The sequence below is a fragment of the Olsenella uli genome, from assembly GCF_016899935.1.
Lineage (GTDB): Bacteria > Actinomycetota > Coriobacteriia > Coriobacteriales > Atopobiaceae > Thermophilibacter > Thermophilibacter uli_B.
In genome coordinates this window covers 1-16,883 of the sequence record NZ_JACJJK010000003.1, presented here as the reverse complement: position 1 = coordinate 16,883, position 16,883 = coordinate 1, and the positions used below count along the sequence as shown (strand labels likewise).

The window sequence follows — 16,883 nt, the reverse complement described above, 5'->3', positions numbered from 1 at the left end:
GTGAGGGTGACCTACGACAGGATCTCCTTGCTGGCGGCCTCGAGCTTGGCGCGCACGGCCTCGGACTCCTCGCGCGTGGCGCCCTTGGAGAAGAGATACGCCTTCACCTTGGGCTCGGTGCCGGACGGACGGAAGATGACCTTGTTGTCGTCCTCGAGGCGGAACTCGATGACGTTGGCCGACGGCAGCTCCTGAGCGGCCTCCTTCTGGAGTCCCGAGACGCGCGGCATCTCGGGGCCGGTGGCGTAGTCGGTCATGCCGACGACCTTGTAGCCGGCGATCTCGGCGGGCGGGTTCTCGCGCAGGCCGGTCATGATAGCGGCCATCTTGTCCGCGCCGGCGGCACCCGGGAAGCTCGCGTTGACGGTGCCGTTGAGGTAGTAGCCGTACTTCTGGTAGAGGGCGTCCATGGCCTCGTAGAGGTCCATGCCCTTCTCGGCGTAGTAGCTGGCCATCTCGACGCAGAGCATCGTGGCGACGATGGCGTCCTTGTCGCGCGCGTGCGTGCCCACGAGGTAGCCGTAGGACTCCTCGAAGCCCATGAGGAAGCGGTCCTCCTCGCCCTCGTCCTTGAGCTGGTCGATCTGGTCGCCGATGTACTTGAAGCCGGTGAGCACGCGCCGCATCTCAAAGCCCCAGTCGCGAGCGAGCGCGTCCGGCATCGAGGACGAGACGATTGTGGACACGGCCACCTTGCGGCTCACGTCCTCGCCGCGGTCGCGGGCCATCGTGGCGAGCCAGTCCATCAGCAGGACGCCCATCTCGTTGCCGGAGAGCAGGACGTAGTCGCCGTCGTGCGGGATGGCGGTGCCCATGCGGTCGGCGTCCGGGTCAGTGGCCACGACGAGGTTGGGCTTGACCTCCTCGGCGAGCTTGAGCGCCAGGTCGAGCGCCTCGCGGAACTCGGGGTTGGGGTAGGTGCACGTGGGGAAGTTGCCGTCCGGGTTGGCCTGCTCGGGCACCACGGAGACCTTCTCGACGCCGATCTCCTTGAGGATGCGGGTCACGAGCTCCATGCCCGTGCCGTTGAGCGGGGTGTAGACCACGGAGTAGTCGTCGGAGGCCTTGAAGCCGGGGACGGAGACCTTCTTGATGTTCTCGATGAAGGCGTCGAGGACCTCCTCGGGCGTCCACTCGATCAGGCCCTTCTCGATGCCCTCCTCGAAGTCCATGACCTCCACGGCGAACGGGTCCACCTTGGCGATGTTCGCGGAGATCTCCGCCGCGGCCTCGTCGGTGATCTGGCCGCCGTTGTCGTTGTAGACCTTGTAGCCGTTGTAGGGTGCCGGGTTGTGGGAGGCCGTGAGCACGATGCCGGCGGAGGTGCCGAGGTGGCGCACCGCGAAGGACAGCGTGGGGACGGGCTCGATGCGCGGGTACACGTAGACGTGGATGCCGTTGGCGGCCAGGACGCCCGCCGCCACGCGCTGGAAGTCCTCGCCCTTGTTACGCGAGTCGCGCGCGAGCGCGAGCGTGGGGTTCTCGTAGTGGGCGTTCAGGTAGTCCGCCACGCCCTGGGTGGCCTGCGCGACCACGTAGACGTTCATGCGGTTGGTGCCCACGCCGAGCGTGCCGCGCAGGCCCGCCGTGCCAAAGGCGAGGTCGCGGTAGAAGGCGTCAAAGAGCTTGTCCTCGTTGCCCTCGCCGCAGAGCTCGTTGAGCTCGACCACCAGGTCAGGCTCGGTGACGTTGGCCTGCCAGGTCTTGACCGTGGCCTCGATGCTTGCATCCATAGTGTGTTCCCCCATTTGCTCGGGGCGCGGACCTGCCGCGCCGAATCCACACGTATGAAGCAATAGTAGTCGCGTCCGGACGCACCGTATGCCTCGGCTTGTCCGATGGATGCCCCGCGTCGGCGGACGGAGCCCGCAAACTTGCCTAAAGGGGTCTGACCCCTTTTAGGCAACTCGCTCGACAAGGTAGGCGTGGTGGATCTTGCGGTTGCGCGCGAAGTCCTCGGGGATGGTCTCGTCCGTGATGTCGGTGAGGCGGACGCCCGCGCGCTCGAGCTTCTCCACGTCCGGCTTGAACGTCCGCAGGTTGCACGAGAAGATCGCCCGCCCGCCGCGCACGAGCAGGCGCGACACGCCAATGACCAGCTCCGTGTGGTCGCGCTGCACGTCGAAGGACGCCTTGCGCATCCGGGCCGAGTTGGAGAACGTGGGCACGTCGCAGAAAATCAGGTCCCAGCGGTTGCGCGTGTGGCGCTGCTCGGAGACCCACGCGAGCACGTCCGCCTGCACGAACTCGTGCTCCGGACCCACAAAGCCGTTGCGCGCCATGTTGCGCCGCGCCCACTCGAGCGAGGGCCGCGAGAGGTCCACCGTCGTGGTGTGGCGCGCCCCGCCGTCGGCCGCGTAGACCGTGGCCGTCCCGGTGTACGCAAAGAGGTTGAGGAAGCGCTTGGACCCCTTGGTCCGCTTCATCATCTCGCGGATGCGCGCGCGGGTCTCGCGGTGGTCCAGGAAGATGCCGCAGTCGTGGCGCGCGTCAAAGTTGACCTCAAAGGTGAGGCCGCCCTCGTCCACGAGGTGCGAGCCCGCCGGCAGCTCCACGCGCGTTCCCGGGCGAGAAGAACGGTCCCGCTGCGGCCCGCGTCGCGACGCGCGACCCTCGTCGGCGTACTGCGAGCCGCCGCGCGAGCGCGTCCGCACGCGCACGCTCACGTCCGCCGGGTCGACCCCGAGGACGCGCGGCGCGATCGTGAGCACATCGAGCAGGCGACGACGGGCGAGCTCGGGGTCCACCCCGCGCGGCGCAGCGTACTCGGAGACCGTGAGCCACCGGCCCGGCGTCTCCGAGCCCTCGTAGAGCTCGATCGCGACGGCGTAGTCCGGCAGGTCGGCGTCGTAGACGCGGTAGCAGGTCACGTCCTCGCGCCGCGCCCACTTGGCCCGCAGCTTCGCCACCTTGGCGAGCCGGCGCGCGAACTGGTCCGACGCCGCCACGAGCACGCCCGTGCGCGCGCCGCCGGGAAGCTCCACCACGGGCGCCGGCGCCACGTCGGCCGCCTCGTAGCGGCGGATGGTCCCCGGGTCGCGACCCACGATGACCTCGGTGACGGAGGCGGGCTCGCGGCGCAGGGCCGCGTCCGGGGCCGCGTCGCGCGCGAGCAGCGCGAGGCGCCTGCCGGCGACGAGGACCAGGTCGGAGAGCGCGCCGGCCTCGACCGCGAGGTCGTCCTCGCCGACCCAGGAGAGGTCGCCGACGATGAGGGCAGCCTCGTCCGGGACCTCGCCGACGGCGCGCCCCTCAACCTCAAGTGCAATCCCGGCGGCCCGCAGCGCCTGGCGGCAGGCCGAGAGCGCACCGGGCCGGGGGTCCACGACGGCCAGCGAGCAGGGGTTCTTCTCGCCCGCCGCCGCGCGCTCGTCCGCCTCGTCGAGCAGCGCCCGCCAGGCCGCGTCGTCGTGCCCGGCCCAGCCCGTGAGGCCCCAGCGCGTGCGCAGCAGGCCCGGGGCGCGGTCGAGTGCCGCACCGGCCGCCTCCACGAGCACGCTCCCCTGCCCCGGCCAGAGCGCGGCGAGGCTCGCCCGGCCCGCAGCCACGAGCTCGCCCCACCCGCCGCAGGCGAGAAGCGCGGCGGCGTAGTCCGGCCGCAGCGAGCTCAGGCGGGCGTCCCCGCGCAACGCGTAGCCGCGCCGGAAGAGCGGCTCGCCCGCGAGGTCGACCGAGACCGTCGCCCGCTGCCCGGAGAGGCGCACGGAGACGGTGAGGTCGGCGCGGGCCGTGTCCACCACGGGGCGCGTCCCGCGCACGGCGAGCACGCGGTCCATGACGGCGTCCTTGGTGCGCAACGCCACGAACTGCGTGTTTCTGAGCTGCGCGTTCGTGCCGTGGGCGTCCACGACGAAGGTGGCGCCGGGCGCGAGCTGGTCCTCCCAGGCAATCCCGGAGACGCCCTCGTAGAGCGCGTTCGCGTCCGCCGCGTCCACGCGCGCGAGCACCAGCAGCACGCGCGACGCCAGCCGCGACCACAGGCACGCCCGGTACGCGTCCGCGACCTCCCCGCCAAACGCCACCTGCCCGGCCAGCGGCCTGACCTGCGGAACGCCCAGCGCGGAAAGCTCGTCGGCCAGCAGTCGCTCAAAGCCCTTGGGACACGTCGCCACAAACTCCATCGGGTCACCTCTCGCCCGTCGCTACCTACCCCGTCATTCTCGCACGAACGCCGACCCCGCGTCCTTCTCGCCCGGCGAGAAACGCTACACTATGCGCGTCTCTGTAACCTCGAGTTTGGAGTTCCATGACAACGAAGGCTGCGGTGCCCGCGCGCAGAAGCCGCTACACGGGCATCCCTCTCTCGGCCGGCATGATCTTGGTCACCCTGGGCGTCGTCTACGGCGACATCGGCACGAGCCCGATGTACACCCTGAAGGCCATCATCTCCGGCAACGGCGGCCTGCCCACCATGTCGCGCGACGTGGTGCTCGGCGCCCTCTCCCTCATCATCTGGACGCTCACCCTCATCACCACGGTCAAGTACGTCCTCGTGGCCATGAAGGCCGACAACCACAACGAGGGCGGCATCTTCGCGCTCTACAGCCTGGTCAAGCGCTGCGGGCGCTGGCTCATCATCCCGGCCATGATCGGCGGCGCGGCGCTTCTGGCGGACGGCATCCTCACGCCGGCCGTGACCGTGACCACCGCCATCGAGGGCCTGCGGACCGTGGACTTCATCTACTCCGTCATCGGCGACAACCAGGGCATCGTCGTGGCCATCGTGATCTGCATCCTGTGCGTGCTGTTCTTCATGCAGAAGGCGGGCACCTCCGCCATCGGCAAGCTCTTTGGCCCGGTCATGACGCTGTGGTTCCTGTTCCTGGCCGTCGCCGGCCTCATGAACGTCGGGCTGGACCTCAACGTCCTGCGCGCCTTCAACCCGCTGCGCGGCATCACGTTCCTCTTTGACGGCAACCTCAACGCCGCCGGCCTCATGGTCCTGGGCAACGTGTTCCTGTGCACCACCGGCGCCGAGGCCCTCTACTCCGACATGGGCCACGTGGGCAAGCCCAACATCTACGCCACCTGGCCGTTCGTGAAGGTGTGCCTGATCCTCAACTACCTGGGCCAGGGCGCCTGGATCATCGCCAACGCCGGCAGCGCCGACCTCGCCGCCGTCCCCGACCTCAACCCGTTCTTCCAGATGCTGCCCGAGCAGATCCGCGTCTTTGCCGTCCTGCTCTCCACCTTTGCCGCAATCATCGCCTCCCAGGCGCTCATCACCGGCTCCTACTCCATCGTCTCCGAGGCGGTGCGCCTGGACCTCATGCCCCACATGCGCATCAACTACCCCTCCGAGACCAAGGGCCAGATCTACATCCCGCTGGTCAACAGCATCATGTGGGTCGGCTGCATCTGCGTGGTGCTGCTGTTCCAGACCTCCGCGCACATGGAGGCCGCCTACGGCCTGGCCATCACGGTCACGATGCTCATGACCACGATCCTGCTCACGTCCTACCTCTCGAAGGTGCGGCACCTGACCGCGCTGGCCGTGCCCTTCGCGGTCTTCTTCGGCGCCATCGAGTTCATGTTCTTCTTCTCGAGCCTCACGAAGTTCTTCCACGGCGGCTACGTCACCGTGATCATGAGCGCGCTCATCTTCGTGGTCATGTACGTGTGGCGCCGCGGCACCGCCGTGGAGCGCACGCAGACCGTCTACCTGCCGGTGCGCGAGTACCTGGACCAGATCTTCGACCTCTCCCACGACGAGGACTACCCGCTGCTCGCGGACAACCTGGTCTTTCTCACCAACGACTCGTCCTTTGACAAGCTCGACCGCGACATCCTCTACTCGATCCTGGACAAGCGCCCCAAGCGCGCCAAGGCCTACTACTTCCTCAACGTCCAGGTGACCGACGAGCCGCACACCCACGAGTTCATCGTCAACGACTTTGACACGGACTTCCTCTTCAAGGTGCAGCTGCGCCTGGGCTTCAAGGTCAACCAGCGCATCAACACCTACCTCTACCAGATCGTGGCCGACCTCATGGAGCGCGGCCAGCTCGCCCCGCAGAACCACAAGTACTCGATCTACCGCGAGCACAGCACCGTGGGCGACTTCCGCTTCTGCCTCATCCGCAAGATGATCTCCCCCGAGACGGATATCTCCGGCTTCGACCAGCGCCTCATCGAGCTCAAGTACCTCATCCGCGGCGTCTGCGGCTCTCCGGCGCGCTGGTACGGCCTGGAGAACTCGAGCGTGATCTTTGAGTACGTGCTGCTCTTCTCCAAGACCAAGCGCCAGCACAAGCTGACCCGCCGGCCGCTCGCCGAGGTGGCGCCGCAGGTGGCCGCCAAGCAGGCCGAGATCCGCGCGGGCGCGGAGGACGACGAGGACATCTTCTCCGTCCACATGCGCGACGAGCGCGAGGCGCAGGCCGAGGAGGCCGTGCGCGGGCTCGTCGGCGGCGACACCGCCGTGTTCCGCCCGCTCGTCATCGACGAGGACGAGGGGGACGAGGAGTCGGCCGAGAAGGACGACGAGTAGCCCCTCGCCCGCATATGCCACGAGAAAGCCCGGTCCGCCACGTGCGGGCCGGGCTTTTGCCTAAAAGGGGTCTGACCCCTTTTCAGCAAGTTTTAGGGGCGCTCGTCGATCGGGACGTAGTCGCCGCCGTGGGGCATGACGGAGTTGTAGGCGGGGCGAATGATGCGCCCGGCGCCGTAGAGCTCTTCCATGCGGTGCGCGGTCCAGCCGGCGAGGCGCGCCATCGCGAAGATTGCCGTGTAGAGGTCCGGCTCGATCCCCAGCATCGAGTAGATGAAGCCGGTGTAGAGGTCGATGTTGGCGCAGATCGCCTTGCCGGAGCCCTTGACGTCGCGCATGACCTGCGGGCCCAGGCGCTCGATGCTCTCGATGAGGTCGAAGCGCTCGGAGAGGCCCTTGTCGGCGGCCACGCGGCGCGCGTACGTCTTCACGATCTGCGCACGCGGGTCGGAGAGCGTGTAGACGGCGTGGCCCAGGCCGTAGATGAGGCCGCTCTTGTCGAAAGCCTCCTTGCGGACGATCTTGGCCAGGTAGCTCGCGACCTCGTCCTCAGAGTCCCAGTGGCGCACGTGGGCGGCCACGTCGTCGATCATGCCGCTCACCTTGAAGTTGGCGCCGCCGTGCTTGGGCCCCTTGAGCGAGCCGATCGCCGCCGCGTAGGCCGAGTAGGCGTCGGTCCCGGACGACGACAGGACGCGCGTGGTGAACGTGGAGTTGTTGCCGCCGCCGTGCTCCGCGTGCAGGATAAGCATGACGTCCAGCAGCATCGCCTCCTCGTGCGAGAAGCCCTCGTCGCTGCGCAGGACGTCGAGGACGGTCTCGGCCATCGAGTAGCCTTCGCGCACGGGCGGCACCATGAGCTTCTCGTCCGCAAGCGCCGCCTTGTGGGCGGCGTGGGCCACGGCCGCCGTGCGCGGCCAGCGGCCGAGCAGCGACAGCGCCACGTCGATCTCGTGCGTGGGCGAGGTGTCGTCCGGGTTGGGGTCGAAGGCGTAGAGGAGCAGCGTCGCGCGCTGCAGCACGTTCATGATGTTGTGGCTGTAGGTGGCGCGGGGGAAGATGCCGAAGTAGCCCTCGGGCAGCTGCTTGCGCGCGTCGATGCGGGCACGGAAGTCGTCGAGCTCCTCGCGCGTGGGCAGCTTGCCGGCGATGAGCAGGTACGCGACCTCCTCGTAGCCAAAGCGGTCCTCGGCCTGCGAGTGACCGATGAGGTCGGCCACGCGGTACCCGCGATAGATCAGATCGCCCTCGTCGGGCTCCACGCCGTGGTCGGTCTTGTTGTAGCCGTGCACGTTGGAGATCGTCGTGAGGCCCACGAGCACGCCCGAGCCGTCCGCGTTGCGCAGGCCCCGCTTGACGTCGTACTTGGCGTAGAGCTCGGAGGGCACCACGTCCACGTCCTCGTAGCCGTGGTAGAGGCCGTCGGAGACGGGGGGCAGGCCCAGGCCCACCGACGGCATCGGGTAGGCGTCCGCCACGTGGTCGAAGGCGGGGGTGTCGCGCGGGGTGAGGATGGGCCTCCCGCCGCCCTTGGGCAGATGAATCATCGGAACCTCCTCCCGGGGCCGGGGACGGCCGGCCCGCTCGATGGGCGCCTAGAGGCGATACATGTAGCGAAAGACCTCCTCGCGCTGCATCATAATCTGCACTCCGAGGGTCTCGGAGAGCTGGTCGAGACGGGCCTTGAGCTCGGAAAAGTCCGCCTGGGCGAGGTCGACCAGCATGGTCATCGTGAAGATGCCCTGCAGGATGGTCTGCGAGATGTCCAGGATGTTGGCCTCTCGCTCGGAGAGCGCGCCGGCGACCGCCGCGACGATGCCCGGGCGGTCGCTTCCCAGAACGGTGATGACGGCCCGGTTGTCACAGGCTCCCTGATTGGACGACATGGTGATCCTCCCTGATACGAGTCGTTAGCGTGCCCACCATTGTACGAGCTGGGGGCGCGGCCGCACAGCTCCCACATGAGGTGGAGCACAAACGGTAACGGGAGACGCCTGCGGCCCTAGTTCTCCTCGGGGACCACGCCCGTGCTGCGCTGGAGCAGCTCGACCACGTCCTCCGGCGTGCAGTCGAGCGCGACCGCCAGCTCGACCGTCGAGCGCTCGCGAGCCTCCTTGAGGATGCGCTCGTAGGCCACCGGCGGCTTCTTGTTGCGCGCGGAGAGCTCGTCGATGCGGGCCCGGAAGGTCTTCACGATGCGCACGGAGTCGCGGCAGGAGCCCTGGCGCATCTCGGTGCGGTAGTGCTCCTCCTCGAGGGAGTTGTTGCGCGCCTGGAAGCGCTCGACCTCGATCGTGGGGTAGTCATCGATGATCCGCTCGGCCTCGTCGCGCGAGAGCACCGGGCGGAGGCGACCCTCGTTGGCGACCGGGAAGCTGATGTGCACCGGATGGCGCTTGCCGATGGGAAGCAGCTGGTAGACCGCCTGCGGACCGCTCGTCACGTCCCTCACCTGACAGACGCCCTGGCCGGGATGGACGAGATAGTCTCCCACGGAATACATAGGCCGCTCCTTTCACGTGGTTCGAGTATACCACGGAAAGGGGTGTTTTCACGCCGTTTGCGGAAAGGGTATTGTCAACGGGCGGTCAGATGGGTAAGTTTTAGCGTTTACCCTTTGGGCGCCTGCCGAGCCGGATGTCAGTCGAGGACCTCGATCGAGGAGATGACCGGCTGGTCCTCGGGCGCCACCAGGCCGCTCGCCTCGTCGGCCACCGGGACGTCCTCGCAGATCGCGTCCACGACCTCCATGCCCGAGGTCACGGTGCCAAAGGCCGCGTACTGCCCGTCGAGCGAGGGCGTGGTCTCCTGCATGATGAAGAACTGCGAGCTCGCCGAGTCCGGGTCGCTCGCGCGCGCCATGGAGATCGTGCCGCGCACGTGCGGGATGCTGTTGGGGACCCCGTTGGCGGAGAACTCGCCGGTGATGGTCCGCCCCGAGCCGCCCGTGCCGTCGCCCGCCGGGTCGCCGCCCTGGATCATGAAGCCCGGGACCACGCGGTGGAACGTGAGGCCGTCGTAGAAGCCCTCCTCGGCCAGGTGGCAGAAGTTGGACACGGTGATCGGCGCGACGTTGGCGTTGAGGGTCACCTCGATGGTGCCGTAGCCCTCAACCTCGATGCGCGCGTGGTGGACGCCCGTGGCGTACGGGTCGTCCGGGTCTGCGGCCTCCTGCGCGGGAGCCTCCGAGGGGGCGTCCTTCTCGGCCGGGGCGTCCCCCGTCGGCAGCGAGCTCACCACCAGCAGGACCAGGACGGCCGCGACGGCGAGAAGGACGAGCGGGAGCAGCCGCTTTCCCCTGTTCGAGACGGTCATGCGAAATCCTTTCGGTCGGTGGTCGGCAGGGCGCGGGCGAGAAGGACGGCCGCCCGGACGCCCCGCATGCCGGGAGCCGGGGCCGCCGCGCCGCCTACGAGGCGCAGCAGGAGACGACCCACGCGACCAGGTTGGACGTCGCGGAGCCGGAGCGCTCGGCGAGCACGTGGCCCTGGCCCCAGACCGGCGTGTGCGCCACGTCCGTCACGCCGTCATACTTGCGCAGCGCGAAGACGATGTTGGCGGCGGTGCACAGCGAGGTGTCGGTGTCGAAGAGGCCCTCGTTGACGCGCCAGTGCGGCGCCACCGTGGCCTGCCCGTAGCCGTCGTAGTGGCCGCTCAGCCACGTGAGGGGGTTCATCATGGCCACGCGGTCGGCGATCGAGGTCCCGAGCGCGTCGGCTGTCTCGAGGTCGTCCTCCCACGCGGTCTCGTAGGTGGGGTTCCAGCCCTCGCACTCCACGTAGCGGTCGACGCCCGCCGCGACGATCTCGGCCTCGCAGGCCGAGAAGTGCAGCGTGGACTCTTCCCCCACGCCAAAGAGCTGGTTCGCGCGGGAGCTGCGGTCGGGCCGGTCGAAGGGGGCCGCGGCGAGCCGCGCCGGGCGCAGGTGCATGACGTAGTCGCGCAGGCTCGAGACCGAGACGCTCGCGGAGCGGTGGTTGTAGTTGATCCACCACGCCCCCGCGTTGAGCGACGAGAAGTAGCTCTGCGGGGAGTCGTAGATCGTGGACTGGACCTGGGCCACGCCCGTGGTCGCGTCGGAGACGTCCGCGCGGCCCGCCTCGCTCTCGCCGGTCCCGTCGGCCGTCGCCTCGCCCGAGGAGCCCTGCGAGAGAGCGTCCGCCTCGCGCGTGGCGACGAGGTTGGGGTCTCCCGGGAAGACCGGCTCGTCCAGGCGCTGGGGGGTGTAGGTGTAGGGGAAGGCGGTGTTCTGGACGAAGTAGGTCGCCGCGTCGTCCACCTCGGCGAGAAGGGCCTGGGCGTAGGAGCCCATCGCGTAGATCCCGGTCTCGGTCTCGTCGAGCGTGAGCTGGGCGTCGTCGGCGTCGCGCAGGTCCATCTCGTTCACCCAGGCCCCGTAGGCGCCGGCGAGGTCGCGCGAGAGCAGCTGGGTCCAGGTGCCGTCCGCGCGCGTGTCGCTGGTCGCGTACTGGCCCTGGCACCACTCGTAGGCGGCGTCGGCCATGTCGTAGGAGGTGACGGGGCACCAGGACGCGCTGCCCGCGATGGCGTCGGACACGGCGGCGCCGGTGGCGTCGTGGGTGATCGCGCCGATCTCGGCGAGATAGGGGTCGAAGAGGGCCGAGTCGCCGGAAGCGCCCAGGACGGCGGAGAGGCCGCCGCCCGCGCCGAAGCCAAAGACGAAGGTGCGGCTGACGTCGCAGGGCAGGGCCGCCGCGTTGTAGCGCAGGTAGCGGATTGCGGCCTTGAGGTCCACCACGGGCCAGGGCGACCCGCCGGGGATGAGCTCGTCGGAGCCGGTCGCTGTGTCCACGGCGGCCGAGCGCCCGCGGAAGCCGGCGTAGACGTAGACGCAACCCTCCCCGAGGTAGGGGGAGAGGCCGTCCCCGTCATAGGCCGTCGGGCTCGCCTGCGCGGCGAGGGTGCCGGTGTTGACGGGCATGAGGACGGGGGCCGTCGCGGGGGTGAAGCTCCCGACCACGGCCTTCTCGTTCACCGTGCAGGTGTAGGTGTCACCGTTCTTCTCGGCGTTGAAGTAGGCGCCGGGCACGAAGATCGCCAGCGACTCGTAGGTCTCGGTCGCGGGGTTGAGGCAGTAGGTGAGGCCGAGCTGGTAGTAGACGTTGCTCTCGCTGTCAAAGCGCCACGCCGAGGAATCGAGCGCGAGCTTCTCAAACTTGGAGGCGTCAACGGGGGTCTCTGCCTGCGGATCCTCCGTCGGCGTCTCCGGCGAGCGCTGGGCGGGGGAGCAGCCGGCCATCCCGGCGATCGTCCCCGCAGACGCGAGAGCGAGAAACTCTCTTCGTGTACAGCCCATGGTCCCTCCCCGTGTCGGCACGAAAGCGCGCATACTATTGTAGCAACGGGCCGCAGGCGCGCCGCGCGGGCCATGCGACCACCACATTCTTGATGCCGCGTCGGAGGGAGCCGCCATGGCCGCGTTCTGGAGGAGGGAGCCGCGCGAGGAGACGCCCACGCCCGAGAACGCGCGGCGCCTGCACGTCCGCTTCGTCGGGCGGGTGCAGGGCGTGGGGTTCCGCTGGACCGCGTCGATGGTCGCGCGCGGGCTCTCCCTGACCGGCTGGGTGAGAAACGAGCCCGACGGGTCCGTCACGGCGGAGGTCCAGGGCGAGCCGGACCACGTGGGCGCGTTCTTCTCGCGCATGCTGGAGGAGTTCTCGGGGCGCGGGCAGCGCGCGAGCTACACGATCGACCAGCGCGACGAGATTCCCGTGGTCCGGGGCGAGCGGGGCTTTGAGGTGCGCTACTAGGACGGGGCCGCGCGGCGGGGGCCTATGAGAAAACCCCTGGCCGCGCGGGCGACCAGGGGCCTCAAGTTCTGGTGGCGGGGAAGGGAGTCGAACCCCTGACACGGGGATTTTCAGTCCCCTGCTCTACCAACTGAGCTACCCAGCCATTTGGTGCAGCGCTTACTATACCAAACTCGCCGCACGTGTCAAAGACATTTTTTCGGACGCCGCGCCGGGGCCGGTCATGGTGAGGACGCAGCCGCAGACGTCGATCGTGTCCCCGTAGGGGACGACGAGCGTGCCGCGCAGGTCCCTCCCCTGGTAGCGGGCCGGGTTCGTGGCACCGAGGTCGCGGACCTCCATGCCGTCGGGCGTGGGCACGAGGCGCAGGTGGCCGCGCGAGACGGCGCGGGAGTGGAGCACGACGTCGTTTCCCGGTCCCCGCCCGACCGACACGCCCTGCGGGGGCACGCCCACCCACACGTCCACCGAGGGCGTCCTCACGAGCATGCCCACCTCGCCCCCGGCGTCGCCTGCGGAGCCCGCCCCGAGGTCGAGCGTCTCGTCGGCGTCCTCCCCGATCCGCCCGAGGGGCAGCGCGGGCCCCTCGAGGCCCGACGCGTCCCGCGTGAAGTCGTACAGGCACCCGTAGCAGATGTCCATGTCGGCGTAGAGCCGCGCGCCGCAGCGCGGGCAGACCTTCGTCTGGTAGCCCGTGACGCCGCCCCTGCCTGAGTCTCCCATCCCTCTTCTCCTTTCATCCGCCCATCGTCTCCGGGGCGACCGCCGTCACCCAGAGGTGCTCCCCCTCCTCGAGCCACTCCCCCGCCGCGGCCGGGCGCTCTATGGCGCAGCACGCCTCCGGGTGGGAGACGAGCTCGCGCGGCGGGACGGAGCGGCGCACCGCGAGCACCTCGCCCCGCTCGCCCACGAGCGCCACGTCGATCGGGTAGCGCATCCCGAAGGTATGGACCGACGGGCAGCGGGCGAGCATGACCGGGTCCGCGTCGGGGCCGGTCCCCAGCAGCCCGCGCAGCCTGGCCGCCCACGTGGTCAGGACCCTGAGCTCGAGCGTGAGGCCCGGGCGCTCGTCCGAGGCGAGCCGCGCGAACCCCATCTCAGACCACCACGCCCGGCCGGTAGCGGTCCACGACGAGCTCGCACTCGTGCTGCAGCGCGAGCGGCGCCTCGTACGTGACGCCCGGGAGGCGCAGCTCCCTCGGCCACGGGCGGTACGTCAGCGTACACACGTAGCGCGTCAGCAGCGGGGAGACCGCGAACGTCCCCCGGCTCCCGGACGCAGAGGCGGCCGCCTCCGCCCTCACCTCGACCTCGCAGCTCCCCGGCCTGTCGAGCAGCTCCTCGATCATGGCTCTGACCTCCTCCGTCGCATGTCCCTCGCTCTGCTCCCCCGACGGCGCCACCCCCTGCGCGAGCACCGCGTCCTGCGCGGCCTGGTCGAAGGCCGCACACGCCTCGACGAACCCCATGAGGTTCAAGATCACGAGCGCGATCACGATGACCACGGGCGTGACCACCGCCAGCTCGACCGTCATCTGGCCGCTCCGTGCCCGCAGGCGCTGCGCGCACGCCCCGCTCATGGCACGCCCGCCAGGGTCCGCAGGTCCACGGTGAGCGGGATGGATGCCCCCGTGCCCGGAAGGGGCAGCTCCGCCACCGTGATCGAGTCGCCTCCCGCCCAGCTCCCCAGGTCGATCCCCACCGATCGGGCCAGGTCCGCCGCCGAGGTGGCGTCCGGAAGCCGTGCCACGAGCTCCCGGATCGTGGAGGTATCGAGGCCGGCCTGGTCGAGCACGTCCTGGGTGTTGGTCAACACCGGCTTTCTCAGGCGCATGTCGACGGGCTCCAGGCCGGCGTCGCGCATGACCCCCTTGAGCTGATCCTTCAGCCACGCCCCCACGGTCCCTCCCATGACCCCGTCGAGGCCGTCGAGGAAGTCGCCGCCCACCTCGGCCAGGCTGCCGTAGGCGGACCCGTAGCCGACCAGCAGCGATCCCCAGAGCTCCATCACGCCGTCGAGCGAGCCGCCGAGCGCCGAGTCCCCGCCCGAGAGCGCGTCGAAGAAGCTCGCCAGGACGTTGTTCTCGGCGGTCGACTCGTCCGGGGCGAGCGTGGCGGCGGAGACGGCCGCCCCCGCAGGGAGCTCGGCCGACGACAGGAAGGAGGCCGTGAGCTCGGTCGGAACGACCGTCCCCTCGGAGCGCGCGACCACGGCGACGCACCCCCACGCCCCGGGCGGGCAGAGGACGGGGCGCTCGCCGCCGAGCTGGTCGAGCGCGGTCGAGAACGCCTCCTCCCCCTCCTCCGCGAGCTCGCGCGTCCTCGCCTCGGCGGCTGCCCAGTCGTCGCGTGCGGCCTCGTAGTCCTCGGACGCGTCCACGATGATGCTCCAGTGGTGCTCGAAGCCGTTGTCGATGGAGGTGGACGCGGCGGCGACGCGGCCCAGCTCGCCGACGTCCATCTGGCACGAGGGACAGAGCGCGACGAGGCCGGAGTCGAGCTGGGCGAGCGACGCGCTGCCCGAGGAGGGCCCCTGCGCGCCCGGGCAGCCGGGTGCCGCATGGAGCGTCCGGGTGCCGTCCTCGTCGGTGCAGGGCCAGCGCACCTCCGTGTAGAGCGAGCACGCGCGCGTGTCGTCGGCGTTTCTCGGCAGGCTCGGGAGGTTGGCGTCCACCGTCCCGTCCTCATGCTCGACCCAGGAGCCGGACCGGACCTCGGAGAGCGCGTACTCGTAGAACGCCTTCCGGCACGCGGCGTCCGTGAGCTCCTCCGCCGTGGCGCCCTCCACGCGCTCGGCGGCGAGGCGGGCGGCGTAGTAGGCGCGCGCCCGCTCGAGCGGGACGCCAAAGCCCCACGTCTCCGGCGAGGCGTAGAAGGGGTTCTCCGCGCCCGAGAGACCGGCCAGGGAGGCCGCCCGCTCGTAGAGCGAGTAGGGCGAGGACCCGCAGTCCGCCGTCCACCCCCGCTCGAGCGCCTCCATCGCGCGGTCCCGCGCCTCCTCCGCCTCCTCGGAGGCCTCCCGCATCTCGGCGGAGAGGTCGTCCATGCCGGCGTCTCCCACCTCAGTCTCGATCGCCGAGAAGTCCGAGGCGGACGTCAGCGGCAGCGGGAGGGCGCACCCCACGTATCCCAGCCCCTCCTCGGAGTTGGCCGCGACGCACGACGCCGAGTTCGCCACCACGAGCAGCGGCAGGGCGGCCTCCAGCCGCTCCAGGCCGCGCGCCGCCGACTGCGCGAAGCGGCCGCGCGCGTCGAGGATGCGCCCTCCCACGGAGCACATCTCCACCCCGACGCCCGTGAGGCCGGGAACGCACGAGGTGACGAGCCCGGCCCCGTACACGATGATGCCCGCGAGCCCGAGGCTCAGCGTACAGGCGTCCAGGACCTGGGAGACCGTCGTGAAGGCGGCCACGGCGTTGGAGCCCGCGAGCGCCGAGGCGTCCGCCACGCGCTGCACCTCGGAGGAGCGCGAGCTGACCCATCCGGCCGACGCGGCGGCAAAGACGAGCGTCAGGCTCAGCAGCAGCGCGACGGCCACGGTGACCGTCGTGAACCCGCCCTCGTCGTCACGAAAGACGGAGAGGACGCTCACGGGGCGCTCCCCGCTATCCCCACATGCCGATCCAGTCCTCATAGCCTCCCCCAATCCAGTCCGCCCGCATGTCCCCGCTCGTTTCCACCCGCACGACCACCGTCCCGTCCACCGCCGTGCCCAGCGCCGAGACGAGCGCGCCGAACAGGGGCAGGGGCCGCACGCGTCCCTCGAGCGCCACCGTGACCCTGCCGCCGTCGTCCGGCCCCGTGACCTCGATCTCCCAGTCCGCAGGCCCGCCCTCGTGAAAGATCGACAGGTCGGGCACGGCCGCGAGACGACGCAGCGCAAAGGAGCGGAGGTCCCCCTCGGTGCCCCGGGACGTCGCGGCAAGACGGGCGAGCTCCCCCGCCGTCGCCGCCATGACGGTGCGCGTGTACAGCACGCAAGCCGGCTGGGCGAGAAGCGCGACGAGCGTCAGGGCGACCGGCAGCAGCAGCGCGGCCTCGACGCTCATCTGGCCCGAGCGCCCGCGTCCCCCGCCCATCTCAGTACCCCAGGACGTCCTTGAGCAGGGACACGTTTCCCTGCTCCACGCCGTGCGAGGCGCTGCGCGTGGCCAGCCCCACGAGCACCCCGTCCCGGCCCGCGTGCCACAGCAGCCCGAGCGCCCCAACGAGCGAGACGAAGGCGACGAGGACGAGCAGGTACTCGACAGTCGACTGTCCCCTCTCGTCCCTCACGGGCCCGCGACGCGCGCGGCGTCGGCGGCGTCCATGCGCCAGGTGACGACGTCGCACCCCTCGCCCCCGTCCCCCTCGGAGACGAGGCAGACCTCCACCCAGCCGTTCCCCTGCAGCACGCATCCCCACGTCCCTCCCAACAGGTCCAGGTACCCGCTTCGCACGAGCACGCAGTCGCCGCGCGACCGGCGCTCCTCCAGAAGGTCGGCCGCCGCCTCCGCGACGTCCCCCTCGGCCGTGCGACCGTCCTCCCCGCCGGAGCCGCCGGGCGTCCCGCACGCCGCGCCAGCATCGGGGTCCTCCCCGCCCCCGACCGGCGCGACAGCCCCCGCCGAGGCGTCCCCGTC

Annotated in this window: 15 protein-coding genes, 1 tRNA gene and 1 pseudogene; 2 read left to right on the top strand and 15 right to left on the bottom strand. The window is 70.2% G+C overall.

Features of this window, described 5'->3' with window-relative positions; translation table 11 throughout:
* Positions 1-11 precede the first annotated feature (11 nt).
* Both H6A07_RS03125 and H6A07_RS03120 read right to left on the bottom strand, forming a co-directional pair.
* Positions 12-1,733, bottom strand: a complete 1,722-nt coding sequence (locus tag H6A07_RS03125; RefSeq protein ID WP_204813410.1) for a phospho-sugar mutase — start codon at positions 1,731-1,733, stop codon at positions 12-14.
* A 165-nt stretch (positions 1,734-1,898) separates the two neighbouring features.
* Positions 1,899-4,121, bottom strand: a complete 2,223-nt coding sequence (locus tag H6A07_RS03120) for a class I SAM-dependent methyltransferase (protein ID WP_204813408.1) — start codon at positions 4,119-4,121, stop codon at positions 1,899-1,901.
* Positions 4,122-4,246: 125 nt separating this feature from the next.
* Here H6A07_RS03120 and H6A07_RS03115 point away from each other — a divergent pair, with 125 nt between their 5' ends.
* Entirely contained in the window at positions 4,247-6,490 is a 2,244-nt protein-coding gene (locus tag H6A07_RS03115; RefSeq protein ID WP_204813405.1) for a KUP/HAK/KT family potassium transporter, read from the top strand.
* Between the two features lie 92 nt (positions 6,491-6,582).
* On the opposite strand, the gene H6A07_RS03110 is transcribed toward H6A07_RS03115, so the two are convergent.
* The 5 genes from H6A07_RS03110 to H6A07_RS03090 form a co-directional block, all read right to left on the bottom strand.
* The gene (locus H6A07_RS03110; RefSeq protein WP_239471034.1) at positions 6,583-8,037 is read right to left on the bottom strand and encodes a citrate synthase; all 1,455 of its coding nucleotides are present in this window, start codon (positions 8,035-8,037) and stop codon (positions 6,583-6,585) included.
* 48 nt (positions 8,038-8,085) lie between these two features.
* The gene (locus H6A07_RS03105) at positions 8,086-8,376 is read right to left on the bottom strand and encodes an ACT domain-containing protein (protein WP_204813403.1); all 291 of its coding nucleotides are present in this window, start codon (positions 8,374-8,376) and stop codon (positions 8,086-8,088) included.
* Positions 8,377-8,492: 116 nt separating this feature from the next.
* The gene (locus H6A07_RS03100) at positions 8,493-8,993 is read right to left on the bottom strand and encodes a CarD family transcriptional regulator (protein ID WP_204813401.1); all 501 of its coding nucleotides are present in this window, start codon (positions 8,991-8,993) and stop codon (positions 8,493-8,495) included.
* Between the two features lie 137 nt (positions 8,994-9,130).
* Positions 9,131-9,805 (bottom strand): peptidylprolyl isomerase, encoded by a 675-nt coding sequence (locus tag H6A07_RS03095; protein ID WP_204813399.1) that lies wholly within the window; start codon positions 9,803-9,805, stop codon positions 9,131-9,133.
* Positions 9,806-9,899: 94 nt separating this feature from the next.
* Positions 9,900-11,807, bottom strand: coding sequence for a subtype A tannase (locus tag H6A07_RS03090; protein WP_204813397.1), 1,908 nt, complete (start codon positions 11,805-11,807; stop codon positions 9,900-9,902).
* A 115-nt stretch (positions 11,808-11,922) separates the two neighbouring features.
* Here H6A07_RS03090 and H6A07_RS03085 point away from each other — a divergent pair, with 115 nt between their 5' ends.
* The gene (locus tag H6A07_RS03085; RefSeq protein ID WP_204813395.1) at positions 11,923-12,261 is read left to right on the top strand and encodes an acylphosphatase; all 339 of its coding nucleotides are present in this window, start codon (positions 11,923-11,925) and stop codon (positions 12,259-12,261) included.
* Between the two features lie 69 nt (positions 12,262-12,330).
* Here the strand turns inward: H6A07_RS03085 and H6A07_RS03080 are convergent.
* The 8 genes and pseudogenes from H6A07_RS03080 to H6A07_RS03045 all read right to left on the bottom strand — a co-directional run.
* A tRNA-Phe gene (locus tag H6A07_RS03080) sits at positions 12,331-12,406 on the bottom strand.
* A 17-nt stretch (positions 12,407-12,423) separates the two neighbouring features.
* Entirely contained in the window at positions 12,424-12,984 is a 561-nt protein-coding gene (locus tag H6A07_RS03075) for an FHA domain-containing protein (protein ID WP_204813393.1), read from the bottom strand.
* A 13-nt stretch (positions 12,985-12,997) separates the two neighbouring features.
* The gene (locus H6A07_RS03070; RefSeq protein WP_204813391.1) at positions 12,998-13,357 is read right to left on the bottom strand and encodes a DUF192 domain-containing protein; all 360 of its coding nucleotides are present in this window, start codon (positions 13,355-13,357) and stop codon (positions 12,998-13,000) included.
* 1 nt (position 13,358) lies between these two features.
* On the bottom strand, positions 13,359-13,841 hold the full coding sequence (locus tag H6A07_RS03065) for a hypothetical protein (protein ID WP_239471033.1): 483 nt from the start codon (positions 13,839-13,841) through the stop codon (positions 13,359-13,361).
* Positions 13,838-15,853, bottom strand: a complete 2,016-nt coding sequence (locus H6A07_RS03060; RefSeq protein ID WP_204813389.1) for a TadE/TadG family type IV pilus assembly protein — start codon at positions 15,851-15,853, stop codon at positions 13,838-13,840. Before H6A07_RS03060 ends, H6A07_RS03065 begins: the two co-directional genes overlap by 4 nt.
* A gap of 13 nt (positions 15,854-15,866) precedes the next feature.
* The gene (locus H6A07_RS03055; RefSeq protein ID WP_204813387.1) at positions 15,867-16,340 is read right to left on the bottom strand and encodes a TadE/TadG family type IV pilus assembly protein; all 474 of its coding nucleotides are present in this window, start codon (positions 16,338-16,340) and stop codon (positions 15,867-15,869) included.
* 1 nt (position 16,341) lies between these two features.
* Positions 16,342-16,536 (bottom strand): hypothetical protein, encoded by a 195-nt coding sequence (locus H6A07_RS03050; protein WP_239471068.1) that lies wholly within the window; start codon positions 16,534-16,536, stop codon positions 16,342-16,344.
* Positions 16,533-16,883, bottom strand: a pseudogene (locus H6A07_RS03045) (hypothetical protein); the annotation flags it as partial. The gene H6A07_RS03050 and the pseudogene H6A07_RS03045, both read right to left, overlap by 4 nt.

Bases quoted from the DNA above. Each gene is read 5' to 3' on its own strand.
- H6A07_RS03095 (WP_204813399.1), bottom strand. From the start codon at position 9,805: ATGACCGTCTCGAACAGGGGAAAGCGGCTGCTCCCGCTCGTCCTTCTC.
- H6A07_RS03115 (WP_204813405.1), top strand. From the start codon at position 4,247: ATGACAACGAAGGCTGCGGTGCCCGCGCGCAGAAGCCGCTACACGGGC.
- H6A07_RS03070 (WP_204813391.1), bottom strand. From the start codon at position 13,357: ATGGGGTTCGCGCGGCTCGCCTCGGACGAGCGCCCGGGCCTCACGCTC.
- H6A07_RS03120 (WP_204813408.1), bottom strand. From the start codon at position 4,121: ATGGAGTTTGTGGCGACGTGTCCCAAGGGCTTTGAGCGACTGCTGGCC.
- H6A07_RS03085 (WP_204813395.1), top strand. From the start codon at position 11,923: ATGGCCGCGTTCTGGAGGAGGGAGCCGCGCGAGGAGACGCCCACGCCC.
- H6A07_RS03125 (WP_204813410.1), bottom strand. From the start codon at position 1,733: ATGGATGCAAGCATCGAGGCCACGGTCAAGACCTGGCAGGCCAACGTC.
- H6A07_RS03055 (WP_204813387.1), bottom strand. From the start codon at position 16,340: ATGGGCGGGGGACGCGGGCGCTCGGGCCAGATGAGCGTCGAGGCCGCG.
- H6A07_RS03100 (WP_204813401.1), bottom strand. From the start codon at position 8,993: ATGTATTCCGTGGGAGACTATCTCGTCCATCCCGGCCAGGGCGTCTGT.
- H6A07_RS03090 (WP_204813397.1), bottom strand. From the start codon at position 11,807: ATGGGCTGTACACGAAGAGAGTTTCTCGCTCTCGCGTCTGCGGGGACG.
- H6A07_RS03065 (WP_239471033.1), bottom strand. From the start codon at position 13,841: ATGAGCGGGGCGTGCGCGCAGCGCCTGCGGGCACGGAGCGGCCAGATG.
- H6A07_RS03110 (WP_239471034.1), bottom strand. From the start codon at position 8,037: ATGATTCATCTGCCCAAGGGCGGCGGGAGGCCCATCCTCACCCCGCGC.
- H6A07_RS03075 (WP_204813393.1), bottom strand. From the start codon at position 12,984: ATGGGAGACTCAGGCAGGGGCGGCGTCACGGGCTACCAGACGAAGGTC.
- H6A07_RS03105 (WP_204813403.1), bottom strand. From the start codon at position 8,376: ATGTCGTCCAATCAGGGAGCCTGTGACAACCGGGCCGTCATCACCGTT.